Raw genomic sequence first — 15630 nt, 5'->3', positions numbered from 1 at the left:
TAACCATGCCCTGGCCTGTTGCAGCCCAGGGCCATGACGCGGATGTTTAACTATGCGCATTCCTCGCATTTATCACCCAGAGCCACTCGCTTCCGGTAGCCAAATTTCACTGTGTGAAGATGCTGCCAACCATATCGGCCGTGTACTACGTATGGGGCCAGGCCAGCCGCTACAGCTGTTTGATGGCAGCAATCAGGTATTCGACGCCGAAATTACCCACGCCAGTAAGAAAAGTGTGGAAGTGAAGGTGCTTAACGCTGAACTCGACGTTCGGGAATCACCGTTGCATATCCACCTGGGCCAGGTAATGTCGCGCGGTGAAAAAATGGAATTTACTATCCAGAAATCGATTGAACTGGGTGTAAGCCTCATTACGCCACTTTTTTCTGAGCGTTGCGGCGTTAAACTGGACAATGAACGCCTGAACAAGAAGCTCCAGCAGTGGCAGAAAATAGCTATTGCCGCCTGCGAACAGTGCGGTCGTAATCGGGTGCCTGAAATTCGCCCGGCAATGGATCTGGAAGCATGGTGCGCAGAACAGGACGAAGGACTGAAGCTCAATCTGCATCCTCGCGCCAGCGCCAGCATTAACACGCTGCCGCTCCCGGTGGAGCGTATCCGCTTGCTGATTGGCCCGGAAGGTGGGTTGTCGGCAGATGAAATTGCCATGACCGCACGGTATCAGTTTACTGATATTCTGTTAGGACCTCGCGTTCTGCGTACTGAGACAACTGCGCTCACCGCCATTACCGCGCTTCAGGTGCGTTTTGGCGATCTGGGCTAAGGCATAAACGGAGAAGAACATGATCAAGCTCGGCATCGTGATGGATCCCATCGCAAGCATCAACATCAAGAAAGATTCCAGCTTCGCAATGCTGCTGGAAGCGCAACGCCGCGGTTACGAAATTCATTATATGGAGATGGCCGATCTTTATCTGATCAACGGTGAAGCCCGCGCCCATACGCGTACCCTGAGCGTAGAGCAGAACTACGACAAATGGTATGAATTTAAGAGCGAGCAGGATCTCCCGCTGGCAGACCTGGACGTTATTCTGATGCGTAAGGATCCGCCGTTTGATACCGAGTTCATCTACGCGACCTATATTCTGGAACGTGCAGAAGAGAAAGGAACGCTGATCGTCAACAAACCGCAGAGCCTGCGCGACTGCAACGAAAAGTTGTTCACCGCATGGTTTGCCGATCTGACGCCGGAAACTCTGGTCACGCGTAATAAAGCGCAGCTGAAAGCCTTCTGGCAAAAACACAGCGACATCATTCTCAAACCGCTGGACGGCATGGGCGGGGCCTCTATTTTCCGCGTGAAGGAAGGCGATCCGAACCTCGGCGTTATTGCGGAAACGCTGACCGAGCACGGTACCCGCTACTGCATGGCGCAGAACTATCTGCCAGCCATTAAAGACGGCGATAAACGCGTGCTGGTGGTCGATGGCGAACCCGTTCCTTACTGCCTGGCGCGTATTCCGCAGGGCGGCGAAACCCGTGGCAACCTGGCCGCAGGTGGTCGTGGCGAGCCGCGTCCATTAACCGACAGTGACTGGGAAATTGCCCGTCGCATTGGGCCAACGCTGAAAGCGAAAGGTTTGATTTTTGTCGGTCTGGATATCATTGGCGATCGTCTGACGGAAATTAACGTCACCAGCCCAACCTGTATTCGTGAAATTGAAGCGGAGTTCCCGGTTTCGATTACCGGTATGCTGATGGATGCCATTGAGGCCCGTCTGCAGAAGTAAATACGTTGCCGGATGGCGACGATTTCGCGTCTAATCCGGCCTACAATTGCACCCCGTAGGCCGGATTAGGCAAAGCCGACATCCGGCAAGCTATTTTCAGAGGGTGACATCTTCGCACTTTGCCCACATACTGGGCGCTGTTGCTTTTTTGAACCAGGAAACAGAACCTCTGACAATGAATTTACAGCATCACTTTCTAATTGCCATGCCTGCTCTCCAGGATCCAATTTTCCGCCGTTCCGTGGTGTATATCTGCGAACATAATGAGAACGGAGCAATGGGGATTATCGTCAATAAGCCTCTGGAAAACTTACAAATTGAAGGGATTCTGGAAAAGCTGAAGATTACTCCAGAAGAACGCGATCCGGCCATTCGTCTGGATAAGCCCGTGATGCTCGGCGGCCCGCTGGCAGAAGACCGTGGATTTATACTTCATACCCCACCGTCGCGCTTTGCGTCCAGTATTCGCATTTCTGATAACACCATCATCACAACCTCCCGCGATGTATTAGAAACCCTGGGTACGCAGGAACAACCGTCCGAAGTGCTGGTTGCGCTGGGTTATTCATCATGGGAAAAGGGCCAACTGGAACAAGAGTTACTTGATAACGCCTGGCTTACGGCCCCTGCCGATCTCAACATCTTATTCAAAACACCGATTGCCGACCGCTGGCGCGATGCGGCGAAGCTTATCGGGATAGATATTCAGACCATGCCCGGCGTGGCGGGACACGCATGATGAGCGGAACATTACTCTCTTTTGATTTTGGTACGAAAAGTATCGGCGTCGCCGTGGGTCAGCGCATTACCGGTACGGCCAGGCCATTGCCCGCCATCAAAGCACAGGACGGTACGCCAGACTGGAATTTGATTGAACGCCTGCTGAAAGAGTGGCAACCGGATGAAATCATTGTCGGCCTGCCGCTCAACATGGATGGCACCGAGCAGCCCCTTACCGCACGCGCACGTAAATTCGCTAATCGCATTCATGGTCGCTTTGGCGTAACCGTAACGCTGCACGATGAACGTTTGAGCACCGTCGAAGCCCGCTCAGGCCTGTTTGAGCAAGGCGGTTACCGGGCGTTGAATAAAGGCAAAGTGGACTCCGCTTCTGCCGTTATTATCCTGGAAAGCTATTTCGAGCAGGGCTATTAAAGCCGCCCCTGCGCCTGTCGCTGCTGCAAACTTTGTGCAAATGTCTGCATACCTGTCTGCTGCCCGGTTTGAATCACGCCGGGTAGCTGATGCGTTTTCCCTTCGCGGATCAAATTGCCCACGGCGGGCGTGTTGACGAGTAGTTCGAATAGCGCCACGCGTCCCCCCTGCTTATCCTCCTCAAGTTTTTGCGAAAGAACCGCCCGCAGGCTGTCTGCCAGTTGGTTACGCACAGGATCTTTCTCTGTTGCTGCAAAGGAATCCACCAGCCGCGCGATGGCCTGCGCCGCACCTCGCGTATGTAACGTTGCCAGCACCAGATGTCCGGTCTCCGCCGCCGTTAATGCCAGCCGAATGGTTTCCACGTCGCGCAACTCGCCAAGCAAAATAACGTCGGGATCTTCGCGTAGCGCACCGCGCAAACCGGCGGAGAAAGAGGCGCAATGTGCGCCCACCTCCCGCTGTTGAATCAGACAACGTCGGCTGGTGTAGCGATATTCAATAGGATCTTCCAGCGTCAGAATGTGCCCCTCAATATGCTGATTAAGATACTCCACCATCGCCGCCAGGGTCGTAGATTTACCGCTGCCGGTAGCGCCTGTCACCAGAATCAACCCATTTTCACTGTGAAGCAGTTCAGGTATGACCGCGGGAGGCTGAAGATCGTCTAAATGAGGACAATCCAGCGGTAGCAGTCTTAGCGCCAGCGAGGTTCCCTGCAGATGGACAAATGCGCTGGCGCGCAGCCGCCGGGAGTCCGTCAGGGTAACGGCAAAATCAACCTGCCCTTGCTCCTGCAACTGTACCTGTTGTTGCTCACTGAGCCAGCACATCAGCAGATTCTCTACGTCAGGCGTGATAAACGGTGCGCTTTCGACTTTTCCATGTCTGCGCCAACGCGCGGGCCATGCATTGCACAGGTGTAGATCCGACACGTTATGCTTTACACTAAGGGCCACTATTTCTTCCATATTCATATGAACATCCTCGGAAAATGAACGATATCGCGCATAACCTGGCACATGTCCGGGACAAAATCTCAGCCGCCGCGACGCGTTGCGGGCGGTCTTCAGAAGAAGTTATGTTGCTTGCAGTCAGCAAAACCAAACCTGCGAGCGCCATCGAAGAAGCCATTACCGCAGGGCAGCGTGCCTTCGGTGAAAACTATGTCCAGGAAGGGGTGGATAAAATCCGCTACTTTCAGGAAAAAGGCGTCAACGATCTGCAGTGGCACTTTATCGGCCCGCTGCAGTCCAACAAAAGTCGTCTGGTCGCCGAGCACTTTGACTGGTGCCATACGATCGACCGTCTACGTATCGCTGCCCGTCTGAGCGAACAGCGCCCGGCAGACCTGCCGCCGCTGAATGTGCTGATCCAGATTAATATCAGCGATGAGAACAGTAAGTCAGGGATTCCGCTGGCAGAGCTTGATGCCCTGGCCGCTGAAGTCGCTGCGCTGCCGCGCATTACCCTGCGTGGTTTGATGGCTATTCCCGCTCCTGAGTCAGATTATGTAAGGCAGTTTGAAGTTGCACAGCAAATGGCTGTAGCATTTGCCGGGTTGAAAACACGCTATCCAAATATCGATACGCTCTCGCTGGGGATGTCTGATGATATGGATGCCGCTATCGCGGCGGGTAGCACGATGGTGCGCATCGGCACTGCCATTTTTGGTGCTCGTGATTACACTAAAAAATAAGGAAAATTAAGGAACACCATGAATACGTTGACCTTCCTGCTCTCAACGGTAATTGAGCTGTATACCATGGCGCTGCTGCTGCGCGTGTGGATGCAATGGTCTCGCTGCGATTTCTACAACCCGTTCTCGCAGTTTATTGTGAAAATCACTCAGCCCATTATTGGGCCGTTACGCCGTATTATTCCTCCGATGGGGCCCATTGACAGCGCATCAGCATTAGTCGCGCTCGTTCTCAGCTTTATCAAAGCCATCGTGCTATTTAAGGTGGTCACGTTCCAGCCGATCATCTGGATCGCCGCCGTGCTGATTGTCCTGAAGACCATTGGGCTGCTGATTTTCTGGGTGCTGCTGGTAATGGCGATTATGAGCTGGGTCAGCCAGGGTCGCAGCCCGGTGGAGTACGTGCTGATTCAACTGGCGGATCCGCTGTTGCGTCCTATCCGTCGCATACTTCCAGGCATGGGCGGGATCGATTTCTCCCCAATGATTCTGGTTCTGCTGCTCTATGTCATTAACATGGGTATCGCGGAAGTGTTACAGGCGACAGGCAACATGCTGCTGCCGGGGCTGTGGATGGCGCTATGAGTGCCGTTACACCCTGCGACGACGGTCTGGTTTTACGGCTCTATATTCAGCCGAAAGCCAGCCGTGACAGTATTGTGGGTTTACATGGCGACGAAGTTAAAGTCGCCATTACCGCCCCGCCGGTCGATGGACAAGCCAACAGCCATCTGGTGAAGTTTCTCGGCAAACAGTTCCGCGTAGCGAAAAGCCAGGTCGTTATTGAGAAGGGCGAGCTTGGTCGTCACAAACAGGTTAAAATTATTCATCCGCAACAGATCCCGCCCGAAATTGCGGCGCTAACTGATTAGGTATCCCATGCAAAAAGTTGTCCTCGCGACCGGCAATGCCGGTAAAGTGCGTGAACTCGCCTCTCTTCTGAGTGATTTCGGTCTTGATGTTGTTGCCCAAACGGATCTGGGTGTTGATTCTGCAGAAGAGACCGGGCTGACGTTTATTGAGAACGCCATTCTGAAGGCGCGTCATGCCGCGCAAATTACGGGTTTGCCAGCCATTGCTGATGACTCCGGCCTGGCAGTAAATGCCCTTGGCGGCGCGCCGGGTATCTATTCAGCCCGCTATTCCGGCGAAGATGCGACCGATCAGCAGAACCTGGAAAAACTGCTGCACACCCTGCGGGATGTCCCGGATGACCAGCGTCAGGCGCAATTCCACTGCGTGCTGGTGTATATGCGCCATGCGGACGATCCCACGCCTTTAGTGTGCCACGGAAGCTGGCCGGGCGTGATTACCCGTGAACCGGCCGGAAACGGTGGTTTTGGTTACGACCCAATTTTTTTTGTGCCGTCCGAAGGAAAAACAGCTGCTGAGCTGACCCGCGAAGAAAAAAGTGCGATTTCTCACCGCGGACAGGCACTGAAGCTGCTGCTGGATGCCCTGCGTAATGGTTAACCTTCCGCCGCTAAGTCTTTATATTCACATCCCCTGGTGCGTGCAGAAATGCCCGTACTGCGACTTTAACTCGCATGCGCTTAAGGGCGAGGTTCCTCATGACGACTATGTTCAGCACCTGCTGAGCGATCTGGATACTGAGGTGGCCCACGCCCAGGGGCGCGAAGTAAAGACAATTTTTATCGGTGGTGGTACGCCGAGCCTGCTTTCTGGCCCGGCAATGCAAACACTGCTCGACGGCGTGCGTGCACGGCTGAATCTGGCCGCAGATGCAGAAATCACAATGGAGGCGAATCCCGGGACGGTGGAAGCCGATCGCTTTGTTGATTATCAACGCGCTGGCGTAAACCGTATCTCGATTGGCGTACAGAGCTTTAGCTCCGCCAAACTCGAGCGTCTGGGACGTATTCACGGGCCGGAAGAAGCCAAACGAGCAGCACACCTGGCGAGCGGTCTGGGGCTACGCAGCTTTAACCTCGACCTGATGCATGGTTTGCCAGATCAGATGCTGGAAGAGGCGCTGGGCGATTTGCAGCAGGCCATCGCGCTCAATCCACCGCATCTTTCCTGGTATCAGTTGACCATCGAACCCAACACGCTGTTCGGTTCCCGACCGCCTGTTTTACCAGACGATGATGCGCTGTGGGATATTTTTGAGCAAGGCCACCAGTTGCTGACCGCCGCCGGGTATCAACAGTACGAAACCTCAGCCTATGCAAAGCCGGGCTATCAGTGTCAGCACAACCTTAATTACTGGCGTTTTGGCGACTATCTCGGTATTGGCTGCGGCGCGCATGGCAAAATTACGTTCCCGGACGGGCACATTCTGCGTACCACCAAAACGCGGCATCCGCGTGGCTACATGCAAGGGCGTTATCTCGAAAGCCAGCGTGATGTCGCCGAAGCCGATAAGCCGTTCGAGTTCTTTATGAACCGTTTCCGGTTGCTTGAGGCCGCGCCTCGCGCGGAGTTCAGACAATATACCGGGCTTACCGAGGACGTTATTCGTCGACAGATCGATGAGGCTATTTCCCAGGGCTACCTGAGTGAATGCGATGAATACTGGCAGATTACTCAACACGGTAAGCTGTTTTTGAACTCTCTGTTGGAGCTGTTTCTGGCGGAGTAATGGCTGGTGAACATGGCGTTTTAAATCAAGTTCGGTAGCGCTAACGCTACCGAATTCGAAATTTATTTGATAATACCTTTGCGCCGTAAATCAGTAATCTCTCTATCCCAGCGCTCATACTCGCTTTTTAATTGATTGATCTGCGTATCCAGCGCCATTCCCTGACCACGCAGCTCACTTTGCTGGTCATAAAGCGGTTTCAGCTTTTCATCTTGCGCTGCCATCTCTTCTTTGATTTTTGCATTCATAAGCGCGTGCTGACGGTAATATTCTCGCTTCTGTTCATTAAGCGCAGTATCACGCGCAGCGCGTAACGGCGCAGCATCACATTCTGGTTTGGCCTGGCAGGAAGCAAGCGCGGGGTCGTATACGGTTTTATAGTAATGATTCTCGAATTTCAGCGGATCGTTTTGCCTGTCGATCTCGTACATTTGCTGCAACTTTTCTTGCATAACATCGCTGCGGGTACGGGGATTGCCGTTTGCATCCTTACCCCATGATTGCTTAATTTGCGTATCCAAGTCAGCAATCTGTTTTTCCACTTTATCTATCTGGCTCTGAGCTTTTTCCTGAGCAATTTTTTTATCGTGATAGCTGGCCTCTATCCTGGCCAACTTTGGGTAGAAATTGCTGTCGGTAATCACGAGGTACTGATCTTTATTTTCCGTTTTTGACAATGGATAACCGATATTTTTAGCCGCTGTTTGCATGGAAAAAAACTCAGTCCGCCACCCTGAAGCAGGTGTACCAACAGATGTCACCATGGCAGAAAATTTAACCTGATGACCTTTAACCCAGTTTTTTTCCATAAATTTATAGTCGCCCGCCATCCCGACCATGCTATAGAGATCTTCAGTAGCGGACATATCACCTTCTGCCGACCACGTTGCCTGGTTTCCTTCTGCGCTAATCAACTTTAACGAAATATCATCTAGCTTCATCAGTCCCGTAAAGTCGGCATAAAATTGGTCTTTAAGGATCTTGTCAGTCGGAGGAGTAACGTCATTAGCAAGGCAATATGTTGATAACATTGCCAGGAGTACAATTCCAGCAGTCCATTGTTTTTTCATTCGTGGGGCTCCACCCAAATAATAACAACAGTTATTATAACAAGGAGCATTATTGCGTGGGAATTACAATGCGTGTACAGAAACGAACCCCGGCCAAATGACCGGGGCCGGAGTGATTAATACTGATTAAACATTTCCTGGATCTGTTTAGGATCCTTGGTTTGAGTCAGCGCAAGCTGCAGCAGAACACGTGCTTTTTGCGGGTTCAGGGAACCTGAAGCCACAAATCCGTATTTTGCATCATCAACTTCTGCATCCTGCGTGGTGGCACCCGTTGGTACACGAGATGAACGCACCACAACGGTACCTTTATGCGCGGCGGTTGCCAGCGTATCGAAAATGGTTTTATACAAGTTACCGTTACCTACACCCGCACTAACGATCCCTGCGTAACCCGCATCTACCAGCGCTTTTGCCGGCAGATCGGAGGCGTTAGCATAGTTGTAAACAATCCCAACTTTCGGCAGCTCGGTCAGCTTAGAAACATCGAACGGAGTAGACGTGGTGTGCTTACGCGCAGGCGTACGCTGGTAGTCGATTTTACCGTTATGAATGTAACCCAACGGGCCGTAGTTAACGGATTTGAAGGTAGCAACATCGGTAGTGTTGGTTTTAGTCACGTCGCGACCATCCATAACGGTGTCGTTCATCACCACCAGCACTCCGCGGTTGGCAGAGGCCTTGTCTGCGGCAGTTACCACTGCGTTATACAGGTTGAACGGGCCATCAGCGCTCATACCCGTAGATGGACGCATGGCGCCGACCAGCACGACCGGCTTGTTGCACTTGACGGTCAGGTCGAGGAAATAGGCGGTTTCTTCCATGGTATCCGTACCATGTGTCACCACGAAGCCGTCGGTTTTATCACACTCGGTATTAATCTTTTTGGCCAGCGTTAACCAGACTTCGTCATTCATATCCTGGGAGCCGATGTTCACCACCTGCTCGCCTTTAACGACAGCGATATCTTTCAACTGAGGTACGGCCTCAACCAGATTTTCTACGCCAACCTTGCCTGCCGTGTAGTTAGATTTTGTCGCGGAATCACCACCGCCGGCAATCGTCCCACCGGTCGCTAAAATGGTGATGTTTGGCAGTGCAAGCGCCGCGCCGCTGAAACCCATAACCAGTGCGGCAAGTGCCGTTCTCTTGAAAAACTCCATGTTATTTCTCCAGTTACTTGAATTTGCAGCATTATGTCTATCCTACAGATGAATAATGTGACGAGTTCCAATTAACCAGATTTATATCTCCATCAAATTGTCATTCTTAGAGATGGATATCAAAAAAACAGAAATATACAAAATAAAACGGCACAGAATGTTTCTGCGCCGTTAAAAAGGGGTGAAGATTATTTCAGAGTGCTAACCAGCGTTTTACGATCGTTTTCCAGCGTCACGACGCGGGCACAAACATCTTTGCCAAACTGTTGGAAGTCTTGTTCCTGATTCTTCCATTCGTTTTGAATTGAGGTTTGCAAGCCACCAAGGCTACCGAGCACGCCCTGCAACGGATTACCACCGCCTTTGAGTACGGCTTTGGCACCCATTTCGTTGATGCTGTCCTGCAAAATACCGCCCATCGCCTGATTCACCAGCTGTTGTCCGTCCGCGCGGACTTGATCAATCGCCTTATAATGGAAGGTCAGGCCATCAGTTCGATGCTCGATGATACGGTTCATCTGCTCTTTCAATTGCGCATCCAGCTTGGTTAAGCGGCCACGCATGTTGCTGCTTTCACCGACCTCTTTGGCGATGATTTTATCCAGCGCCACGCGACCTTTCTCTACGCGCGCTCTGGCACCTTCGTCAATCCACGGCAGGCTGCTACGCAACGCCGCCTGATAATCTTTGGCCTGCTCACGCTGTGCGGCGTTCAGGCTGTACTGTTTACCGTTGAAGGTGACATCGCCGGCCTGGGTAATAATCAGGTCGCCGTTCTCACCCTTCACCTGCACCGTTTGTGGGCTCAAAATCACATCGTCACGCGGGGTGACGCTGCACTGGTAATCTGCATGTGCGGCCATCGCCGTGAACGTTAGGACTGCCGCCAGCAGCGTTTTGCGCATCATATCTTTCCCTCAAGACAAATCGGGCCGGCATTTGCCGACCCTGTGCTACTTAGTCCCACCAAATATCGAAAAGTTCGCTGGTACGCACTTCTTCGAGTTTGTGCTCTTCCAGCCACTTACGCACGATTGCCTGGTGTTCTTCGGTGCATTTGCCGATTTCCTGCAGACAGATCAGACCTTCCCAGGCCAGATAGCCGCTGCCGTCAAAAGCCAGCTTGTTCGGTTCGATAACTTCATTGATAAAGTCATCAACGATTTGATCGACCTGCTCTCCAGATGTACCCTCCGGGAAACGCCATGCAACCGAAAATCCTACTTCCTGGAATTCTTCAATGTGCATCTTTTTACGCAGACGACGGCTACGGTTCTTTGCCATTATTTCACCCTCTCGAACATTAAGTCCCATACGCCGTGGCCAAGACGATGACCACGTTGTTCAAATTTGGTTACCGGACGCGATTGTGGGCGCGGTACATAATCGTTACTCTCGGACTGGTTTTTATACCCGTCAATAGAGGACATCACTTCCAGCATATGTTCCGCATAAGCTTCCCAGTCGGTTGCCATGTGGAATACGCCGCCCAGCTTCAGCTTACTTAAGATATGCTCAGCAAACGGTACCTGAACGATACGGCGTTTATTATGACGTGCTTTATGCCACGGGTCAGGGAAAAACAGCTGAACCATAGATAAAGAATTGTCAGGAATCATTTTATGCAGGACTTCAACGGCATCATGGCACATGACGCGCAGGTTCTCGACACCCTCTTCATGGGCTGAAGCCAGACACGCACCAACGCCCGGCGAGTGAACCTCAATGCCAAGGAAATTCTGTTCCGGACGCGCTTTTGCCATTGCGACCAGCGACGCTCCCATACCAAAACCGATTTCCAGCGTGACTGGCGCATCACGGCCAAACAGTTCTGCGAAATTTACAGGCTCTTCGCTGAACTCAACGCCCATCACCGGCCAGTAGTTTTCCAGCGCGTGCTCCTGCCCTTTCGTCAGTCGCCCCTGGCGACGAACAAAACTACGAATCCGGCGCAGAGGGCGGCCGTTTTCATCAAATTCCGGTGAAATGACGTCGTTCTTCATAAAAGTTTAGTCTGCTGTGTTTGAGTTCTGAAAACGGGCATTATCCAAAGTTAGTTGCCGGATGCAAGTAAAGGAAGAAAGTGAGCAGCGGAAAGTTCCGGTTTACACCCCGTTGCCGCTGTGCTGCAATCTTGCCCCCGGCAATAATGAAACGGTAATCATGCAAGCGTCTCAATTCTCGGCTCAGGTTTTGAGCTGGTACGACAAATACGGGCGGAAAACGCTGCCCTGGCAAATTGATAAGACGCCTTACAAAGTATGGCTCTCTGAGGTAATGCTGCAACAAACTCAGGTTGCGACCGTTATCCCTTATTTTGAGCGCTTTATGGCGCGCTTCCCAACGGTAACGGATTTAGCCCATGCGCCGCTGGATGAGGTTCTGCATTTGTGGACCGGGCTGGGTTATTACGCCCGAGCGCGTAATCTGCATAAAGCCGCGCAGCAGGTTGTCACGCTACATAGCGGTATATTTCCGCAAACTTTTGATGAGGTGGCCGCCCTACCTGGCGTCGGTCGCTCAACCGCAGGCGCGATCCTTTCCCTCTCTCTGGGTCAGCATTTTCCGATTCTCGACGGTAACGTCAAACGCGTGCTGGCTCGCTGTTATGCTGTAAACGGCTGGCCGGGTAAAAAAGAGGTCGAAAAGAAGCTGTGGGAGTTGAGCGAGCAGGTGACGCCCGCCCATGGCGTTGAACGTTTTAATCAGGCGATGATGGATTTAGGCGCCATGGTCTGTACGCGCTCAAAACCTAAATGTTCGCTGTGTCCGTTGGAAAATGGCTGTGTGGCCAGCGCCAATGCAAGCTGGGCGTTGTACCCGGGTAAAAAACCCAAGCAAACGCTGCCGGAACGAACGGGCTATTTTTTACTGATGCAGCATGATGACGAAGTGCTGCTCGCACAGCGACCGCCCAGCGGCTTATGGGGTGGTTTATACTGTTTTCCACAGTTTGACGACGAAGATGGACTGCGCAACTGGCTGGCGCAACGGCAAATTAACGCAGATAATCTGACCCAACTTAATGCGTTTCGCCATACCTTTAGCCATTTCCACTTAGACATTGTGCCTATGTGGCTTCCTGTGTCTTCATTCGGCTCATGCATGGATGAAGGCAACGCGCTCTGGTATAACTTAGCGCAACCGCCGTCGGTCGGACTGGCGGCTCCCGTGGAGCGTTTGTTACAGCAATTACGTGCCGGTACACACGTTTAACGTACCGGTCGATAGAGAGGATTTTTTATGAGCAGAACGATTTTTTGCACTTTCCTGCAACGCGAAGCAGAAGGCCAGGATTTTCAGCTGTACCCGGGCGATCTGGGGAAACGCATCTACAACGAGATTTCTAAAGAAGCATGGGCGCAATGGCAGCATAAGCAAACCATGCTGATTAACGAGAAGAAGCTCAATATGATGAACGTTGAGCATCGTAAACTGCTTGAGCAGGAGATGATCAACTTCCTGTTTGAAGGCAAAGACGTGCATATTGAAGGCTATACACCAGAGTCTTAAGAACCGTTGCCGGATGGCGCTGCGCTTATCCGGCCTACGATTTACTCTGGTCCTTGCAAATAACAAACACAACACGCACTCCCGGAATGATGAAAAAATTTCTCGCGCTTGCCGTTATTGCGCCGTTGCTCATCTCCTGTTCCAGTTCGACCAAAAAAGGCGATTCCTATAACGAAGCCTGGGTCAAGGATACCAACGGTTTTGATATTCTGATGGGGCAATTTGCCCATAACATTGAGAATTTGTGGGGATTTAAGGAAGTGCTGATTGCGGGTCCAAAGGACTACGTAAAGTATACCGATCAGTATCAAACCCGCAGCCATATCAACTTTGATGACGGTACGATAACCGTCGAGACCATTGCCGGGACAGATCCCGCCGGACACCTGCGTCGGGCGATTATCAAGACATTGCTGATGGGGGATGATCCGGGTTCTATCGACCTCTATTCCGATGTCGACGACATTAAGATTTCCAAAGAGCCGTTCCTGTACGGGCAGGTGGTCGATAATACCGGCCAGCCCATTCGTTGGGAGGGACGTGCCACCAATTTCGCTGACTATCTGCTGAAAACACGCCTGAAAAGCCGCAGCAATGGTATTCGCATCATCTATAGCGTGACGATCAACCTGGTACCGAACCACCTTGATAAGCGCGCGCATAAATACGTCGGCATGGTGCGTCAGGCTTCGCGTAAGTATGGCGTCGATGAGTCGCTGATTCTGGCCATCATGCAAACCGAATCCTCATTTAACCCATATGCGGTCAGCCATGCCGATGCGCTGGGACTGATGCAGGTGGTACAGCACAGCGCCGGGAAAGATGTGTTTCGCTCGCAAGGGCGCTCCGGCACACCGAGCCGTAGCTTCCTGTTTGACCCGGCCAGCAACATTGATACCGGTACCGCCTATCTGGCTATGCTCAACAATGTCTATTTAGGCGGCATTGATAATCCAACGTCCCGTCGCTACGCGGTGATCACGGCATATAACGGCGGTGCGGGCAGCGTGCTGCGCGTTTTCTCGAACGATAAAATCCAGGCAGCGAATATTATCAACAGCATGACCCCGGGGGACGTTTATCAAACGCTGACTACCCGACATCCATCGGCTGAATCACGCCGATACCTTTACAAGGTCAATTCCGCACAAAAATCATATCGACGCCGCTAATATATCCCCTCTTCTGCCCCGGTAAACGGGGCCCGGAAGAGGGTAAAGTGTTAACTCCATCACTCTTTTGCTTTGCAATCAGAAATTGTTTGCAAATATTTGTCACAGGTAACAAAAAAAGAGTGTCCCTCGTTGATAGAATCACATCATCAAGCCCCGGCAAATGTGCCTTTTAAAACATTCATCCGCATTACGGTGTGAGGAAATTAACATGAATCTTAAGCTGCAGCTGAAAGTGCTCTCGTTTCTGCAGTTCTGCTTATGGGGTAGTTGGCTCACTACCCTCGGTTCCTATATGTTTGTCACCCTAAAATTCGATGGTGCATCCATTGGCGCAGTGTATAGCTCGCTGGGGATCGCCGCCGTGTTTATGCCTACGCTGTTAGGGATCGTGGCCGACAAATGGATCAGTGCGAAATGGGTGTACGCCATTTGTCACCTGGTCGGTGCAGCAACGCTGTTCGCCGCAGCCGAAGTCACCACCCCAGGCGCTATGTTCTTTGTGATCTTGCTTAACTCTTTGGCCTATATGCCAACGCTGGGGTTAATCAACACCATTTCTTACTATCGCCTGCAGTCAGCCGGTATGGATATCGTAACGGACTTCCCGCCAATCCGTATCTGGGGCACTATCGGCTTTATCATGGCGATGTGGGGCGTGAGCTTCTCCGGCTTCGAGCTGAGTCATATGCAGCTGTATATCGGTGCAACGCTGTCCGTTGTTTTGGCGCTGTTCACGCTGACGCTGCCGCATATTCCGGTGGCTAACCAGCAGAAAAACCAGAGCTGGTCGTCCATGCTGGGCCTGGATGCTTTCGCGCTGTTTAAAAACAAGCGCATGGCGATTTTCTTCATCTTCTCCATGATGCTGGGCGCGGAGCTGCAGATTACCAATATGTTCGGTAATACCTTCCTGCACAGCTTCGATAACAACCCGCTGTTCTCCGGTAGTTTCATCGTTGAACACGCCTCGGTGATGATGTCGATCTCGCAGATTTCCGAGACGCTGTTTATCCTGACCATCCCGTTCTTCTTGAGCCGTTACGGTATTAAGAATGTAATGCTTATCAGTATTGTGGCGTGGATGCTGCGTTTCGGCCTGTTTGCCTACGGCGATCCGACACCGTTCGGTACCGTGCTGCTGGTTCTGTCGATGATTGTTTACGGCTGCGCCTTCGACTTCTTCAACATCTCTGGCTCGGTATTCGTGGAGAAAGAAGTTCGCCCTGAAATCCGCGCTAGCGCACAGGGTATGTTCCTGATGATGACCAACGGCTTCGGTTGTATTCTGGGCGGACTGGTGAGCGGTAAAGTAGTTGAACACTATACGCTGAACGGTATTACCGACTGGCAGACCGTGTGGCTGATCTTCGCAGGTTACTCGCTGGTTCTGGCTTTTGCCTTCGTGGCGCTGTTTAAATATAAACACGTACGCGTTCCGGCAGGCACCCAGACTATCGCGCACTAACGTTTACGCAGAGAAAAGCGGGTTGCCAAAAGGTAAC

At 52.0% G+C, this 15630-nt stretch carries 19 protein-coding genes; 13 read left to right on the top strand and 6 right to left on the bottom strand.

The window, feature by feature from the left end; genetic code table 11:
• The first annotated feature begins 52 nt into the window (after positions 1–52).
• The 4 genes from rsmE (at position 53) to ruvX (ending at position 2906) form a co-directional block, all read left to right on the top strand.
• On the top strand, positions 53–784 hold the full coding sequence (gene rsmE, locus OGX66_RS14985; RefSeq protein ID WP_286511762.1) for a 16S rRNA (uracil(1498)-N(3))-methyltransferase: 732 nt from the start codon (positions 53–55) through the stop codon (positions 782–784).
• Between the two features lie 19 nt (positions 785–803).
• Positions 804–1751, top strand: a complete 948-nt coding sequence (gene gshB / locus OGX66_RS14980) for a glutathione synthase (protein ID WP_003027083.1) — start codon at positions 804–806, stop codon at positions 1749–1751.
• Positions 1752–1926: 175 nt separating this feature from the next.
• Entirely contained in the window at positions 1927–2490 is a 564-nt protein-coding gene (locus OGX66_RS14975; RefSeq protein ID WP_003027086.1) for a YqgE/AlgH family protein, read from the top strand.
• Positions 2490–2906: a Holliday junction resolvase RuvX gene (ruvX, locus tag OGX66_RS14970; RefSeq protein ID WP_006686843.1), complete on the top strand. Its 417-nt coding sequence runs from the start codon at positions 2490–2492 to the stop codon at positions 2904–2906. The genes OGX66_RS14975 and ruvX overlap by 1 nt, the downstream gene beginning before the upstream one ends.
• On the opposite strand, the gene OGX66_RS14965 is transcribed toward ruvX, so the two are convergent.
• The gene (locus tag OGX66_RS14965) at positions 2903–3883 is read right to left on the bottom strand and encodes a type IV pilus twitching motility protein PilT (protein ID WP_088903072.1); all 981 of its coding nucleotides are present in this window, start codon (positions 3881–3883) and stop codon (positions 2903–2905) included. The genes ruvX and OGX66_RS14965 overlap by 4 nt on opposite strands.
• Before the next feature lie 17 nt (positions 3884–3900).
• Here OGX66_RS14965 and OGX66_RS14960 point away from each other — a divergent pair, with 17 nt between their 5' ends.
• The 5 genes from OGX66_RS14960 to hemW are packed head-to-tail and all read left to right on the top strand — an operon-like array spanning position 3901 to position 7207.
• Positions 3901–4605 carry a YggS family pyridoxal phosphate-dependent enzyme gene (locus OGX66_RS14960; RefSeq protein ID WP_003838215.1) on the top strand — a complete coding sequence of 235 codons (705 nt, stop codon included), beginning with the start codon at positions 3901–3903 and terminating at the stop codon, positions 4603–4605.
• A gap of 18 nt (positions 4606–4623) precedes the next feature.
• Entirely contained in the window at positions 4624–5190 is a 567-nt protein-coding gene (locus OGX66_RS14955) for a YggT family protein (protein ID WP_003825417.1), read from the top strand.
• Positions 5187–5477: a DUF167 family protein YggU gene (yggU, locus tag OGX66_RS14950; protein WP_003027101.1), complete on the top strand. Its 291-nt coding sequence runs from the start codon at positions 5187–5189 to the stop codon at positions 5475–5477. The genes OGX66_RS14955 and yggU overlap by 4 nt, the downstream gene beginning before the upstream one ends.
• Positions 5478–5484: 7 nt before the next feature.
• Entirely contained in the window at positions 5485–6078 is a 594-nt protein-coding gene (locus OGX66_RS14945; RefSeq protein WP_003027104.1) for an XTP/dITP diphosphatase, read from the top strand.
• Positions 6071–7207, top strand: coding sequence for a radical SAM family heme chaperone HemW (gene hemW / locus OGX66_RS14940; protein ID WP_088903071.1), 1137 nt, complete (start codon positions 6071–6073; stop codon positions 7205–7207). The genes OGX66_RS14945 and hemW overlap by 8 nt, the downstream gene beginning before the upstream one ends.
• Before the next feature lie 62 nt (positions 7208–7269).
• On the opposite strand, the gene OGX66_RS14935 is transcribed toward hemW, so the two are convergent.
• From OGX66_RS14935 to trmB, 5 genes are all read right to left on the bottom strand, one after another.
• Positions 7270–8277, bottom strand: coding sequence for a DUF1202 family protein (locus OGX66_RS14935; protein WP_003838210.1), 1008 nt, complete (start codon positions 8275–8277; stop codon positions 7270–7272).
• 116 nt (positions 8278–8393) lie between these two features.
• Entirely contained in the window at positions 8394–9440 is a 1047-nt protein-coding gene (ansB, locus tag OGX66_RS14930; protein ID WP_044713806.1) for an L-asparaginase 2, read from the bottom strand.
• Positions 9441–9628: 188 nt separating this feature from the next.
• Complete coding sequence (locus tag OGX66_RS14925) at positions 9629–10348, bottom strand: YggN family protein (RefSeq protein WP_003838208.1); 720 nt, start codon at positions 10346–10348, stop codon at positions 9629–9631.
• A gap of 49 nt (positions 10349–10397) precedes the next feature.
• The gene (locus OGX66_RS14920) at positions 10398–10724 is read right to left on the bottom strand and encodes a YggL family protein (protein ID WP_003027115.1); all 327 of its coding nucleotides are present in this window, start codon (positions 10722–10724) and stop codon (positions 10398–10400) included.
• Positions 10724–11443: a tRNA (guanosine(46)-N7)-methyltransferase TrmB gene (gene trmB / locus OGX66_RS14915; RefSeq protein WP_003027117.1), complete on the bottom strand. Its 720-nt coding sequence runs from the start codon at positions 11441–11443 to the stop codon at positions 10724–10726. The genes OGX66_RS14920 and trmB overlap by 1 nt, the downstream gene beginning before the upstream one ends.
• A gap of 160 nt (positions 11444–11603) precedes the next feature.
• On the opposite strand from trmB, the gene mutY reads away from it, so the two are divergent.
• From mutY to OGX66_RS14895, 4 genes are all read left to right on the top strand, one after another.
• Positions 11604–12656 (top strand): A/G-specific adenine glycosylase, encoded by a 1053-nt coding sequence (gene mutY / locus OGX66_RS14910; RefSeq protein ID WP_003846351.1) that lies wholly within the window; start codon positions 11604–11606, stop codon positions 12654–12656.
• Between the two features lie 27 nt (positions 12657–12683).
• A complete protein-coding gene (locus tag OGX66_RS14905) occupies positions 12684–12953 on the top strand; it encodes an oxidative damage protection protein (RefSeq protein ID WP_003027126.1) in 270 nt (89 codons plus the stop codon).
• Between the two features lie 86 nt (positions 12954–13039).
• On the top strand, positions 13040–14125 hold the full coding sequence (gene mltC, locus OGX66_RS14900) for a membrane-bound lytic murein transglycosylase MltC (RefSeq protein ID WP_049001609.1): 1086 nt from the start codon (positions 13040–13042) through the stop codon (positions 14123–14125).
• Between the two features lie 211 nt (positions 14126–14336).
• Positions 14337–15593, top strand: coding sequence for a nucleoside permease (locus tag OGX66_RS14895; RefSeq protein ID WP_003027130.1), 1257 nt, complete (start codon positions 14337–14339; stop codon positions 15591–15593).
• The last annotated feature ends 37 nt before the right edge of the window (positions 15594–15630 follow it).

Origin of the sequence: Citrobacter sp. Cf072 (assembly GCF_030334485.1) — a bacterium.
Taxonomy (GTDB): Bacteria; Pseudomonadota; Gammaproteobacteria; order Enterobacterales; family Enterobacteriaceae; genus Citrobacter; species Citrobacter freundii.
This window is presented reverse-complemented; position numbering and strand designations above follow the sequence as displayed.

What these genes read in the sequence shown, in the direction of transcription:
- rsmE (WP_286511762.1), top strand. Translation starts at nt 53, where the DNA reads ATGCGCATTCCTCGCATTTATCACCCAGAGCCACTCGCTTCCGGTAGC.
- gshB (WP_003027083.1), top strand. Translation starts at nt 804, where the DNA reads ATGATCAAGCTCGGCATCGTGATGGATCCCATCGCAAGCATCAACATC.
- OGX66_RS14975 (WP_003027086.1), top strand. Translation starts at nt 1,927, where the DNA reads ATGAATTTACAGCATCACTTTCTAATTGCCATGCCTGCTCTCCAGGAT.
- ruvX (WP_006686843.1), top strand. Translation starts at nt 2,490, where the DNA reads ATGAGCGGAACATTACTCTCTTTTGATTTTGGTACGAAAAGTATCGGC.
- OGX66_RS14965 (WP_088903072.1), bottom strand. Translation starts at nt 3,883, where the DNA reads ATGAATATGGAAGAAATAGTGGCCCTTAGTGTAAAGCATAACGTGTCG.
- OGX66_RS14960 (WP_003838215.1), top strand. Translation starts at nt 3,901, where the DNA reads ATGAACGATATCGCGCATAACCTGGCACATGTCCGGGACAAAATCTCA.
- OGX66_RS14955 (WP_003825417.1), top strand. Translation starts at nt 4,624, where the DNA reads ATGAATACGTTGACCTTCCTGCTCTCAACGGTAATTGAGCTGTATACC.
- yggU (WP_003027101.1), top strand. Translation starts at nt 5,187, where the DNA reads ATGAGTGCCGTTACACCCTGCGACGACGGTCTGGTTTTACGGCTCTAT.
- OGX66_RS14945 (WP_003027104.1), top strand. Translation starts at nt 5,485, where the DNA reads ATGCAAAAAGTTGTCCTCGCGACCGGCAATGCCGGTAAAGTGCGTGAA.
- hemW (WP_088903071.1), top strand. Translation starts at nt 6,071, where the DNA reads ATGGTTAACCTTCCGCCGCTAAGTCTTTATATTCACATCCCCTGGTGC.
- OGX66_RS14935 (WP_003838210.1), bottom strand. Translation starts at nt 8,277, where the DNA reads ATGAAAAAACAATGGACTGCTGGAATTGTACTCCTGGCAATGTTATCA.
- ansB (WP_044713806.1), bottom strand. Translation starts at nt 9,440, where the DNA reads ATGGAGTTTTTCAAGAGAACGGCACTTGCCGCACTGGTTATGGGTTTC.
- OGX66_RS14925 (WP_003838208.1), bottom strand. Translation starts at nt 10,348, where the DNA reads ATGATGCGCAAAACGCTGCTGGCGGCAGTCCTAACGTTCACGGCGATG.
- OGX66_RS14920 (WP_003027115.1), bottom strand. Translation starts at nt 10,724, where the DNA reads ATGGCAAAGAACCGTAGCCGTCGTCTGCGTAAAAAGATGCACATTGAA.
- trmB (WP_003027117.1), bottom strand. Translation starts at nt 11,443, where the DNA reads ATGAAGAACGACGTCATTTCACCGGAATTTGATGAAAACGGCCGCCCT.
- mutY (WP_003846351.1), top strand. Translation starts at nt 11,604, where the DNA reads ATGCAAGCGTCTCAATTCTCGGCTCAGGTTTTGAGCTGGTACGACAAA.
- OGX66_RS14905 (WP_003027126.1), top strand. Translation starts at nt 12,684, where the DNA reads ATGAGCAGAACGATTTTTTGCACTTTCCTGCAACGCGAAGCAGAAGGC.
- mltC (WP_049001609.1), top strand. Translation starts at nt 13,040, where the DNA reads ATGATGAAAAAATTTCTCGCGCTTGCCGTTATTGCGCCGTTGCTCATC.
- OGX66_RS14895 (WP_003027130.1), top strand. Translation starts at nt 14,337, where the DNA reads ATGAATCTTAAGCTGCAGCTGAAAGTGCTCTCGTTTCTGCAGTTCTGC.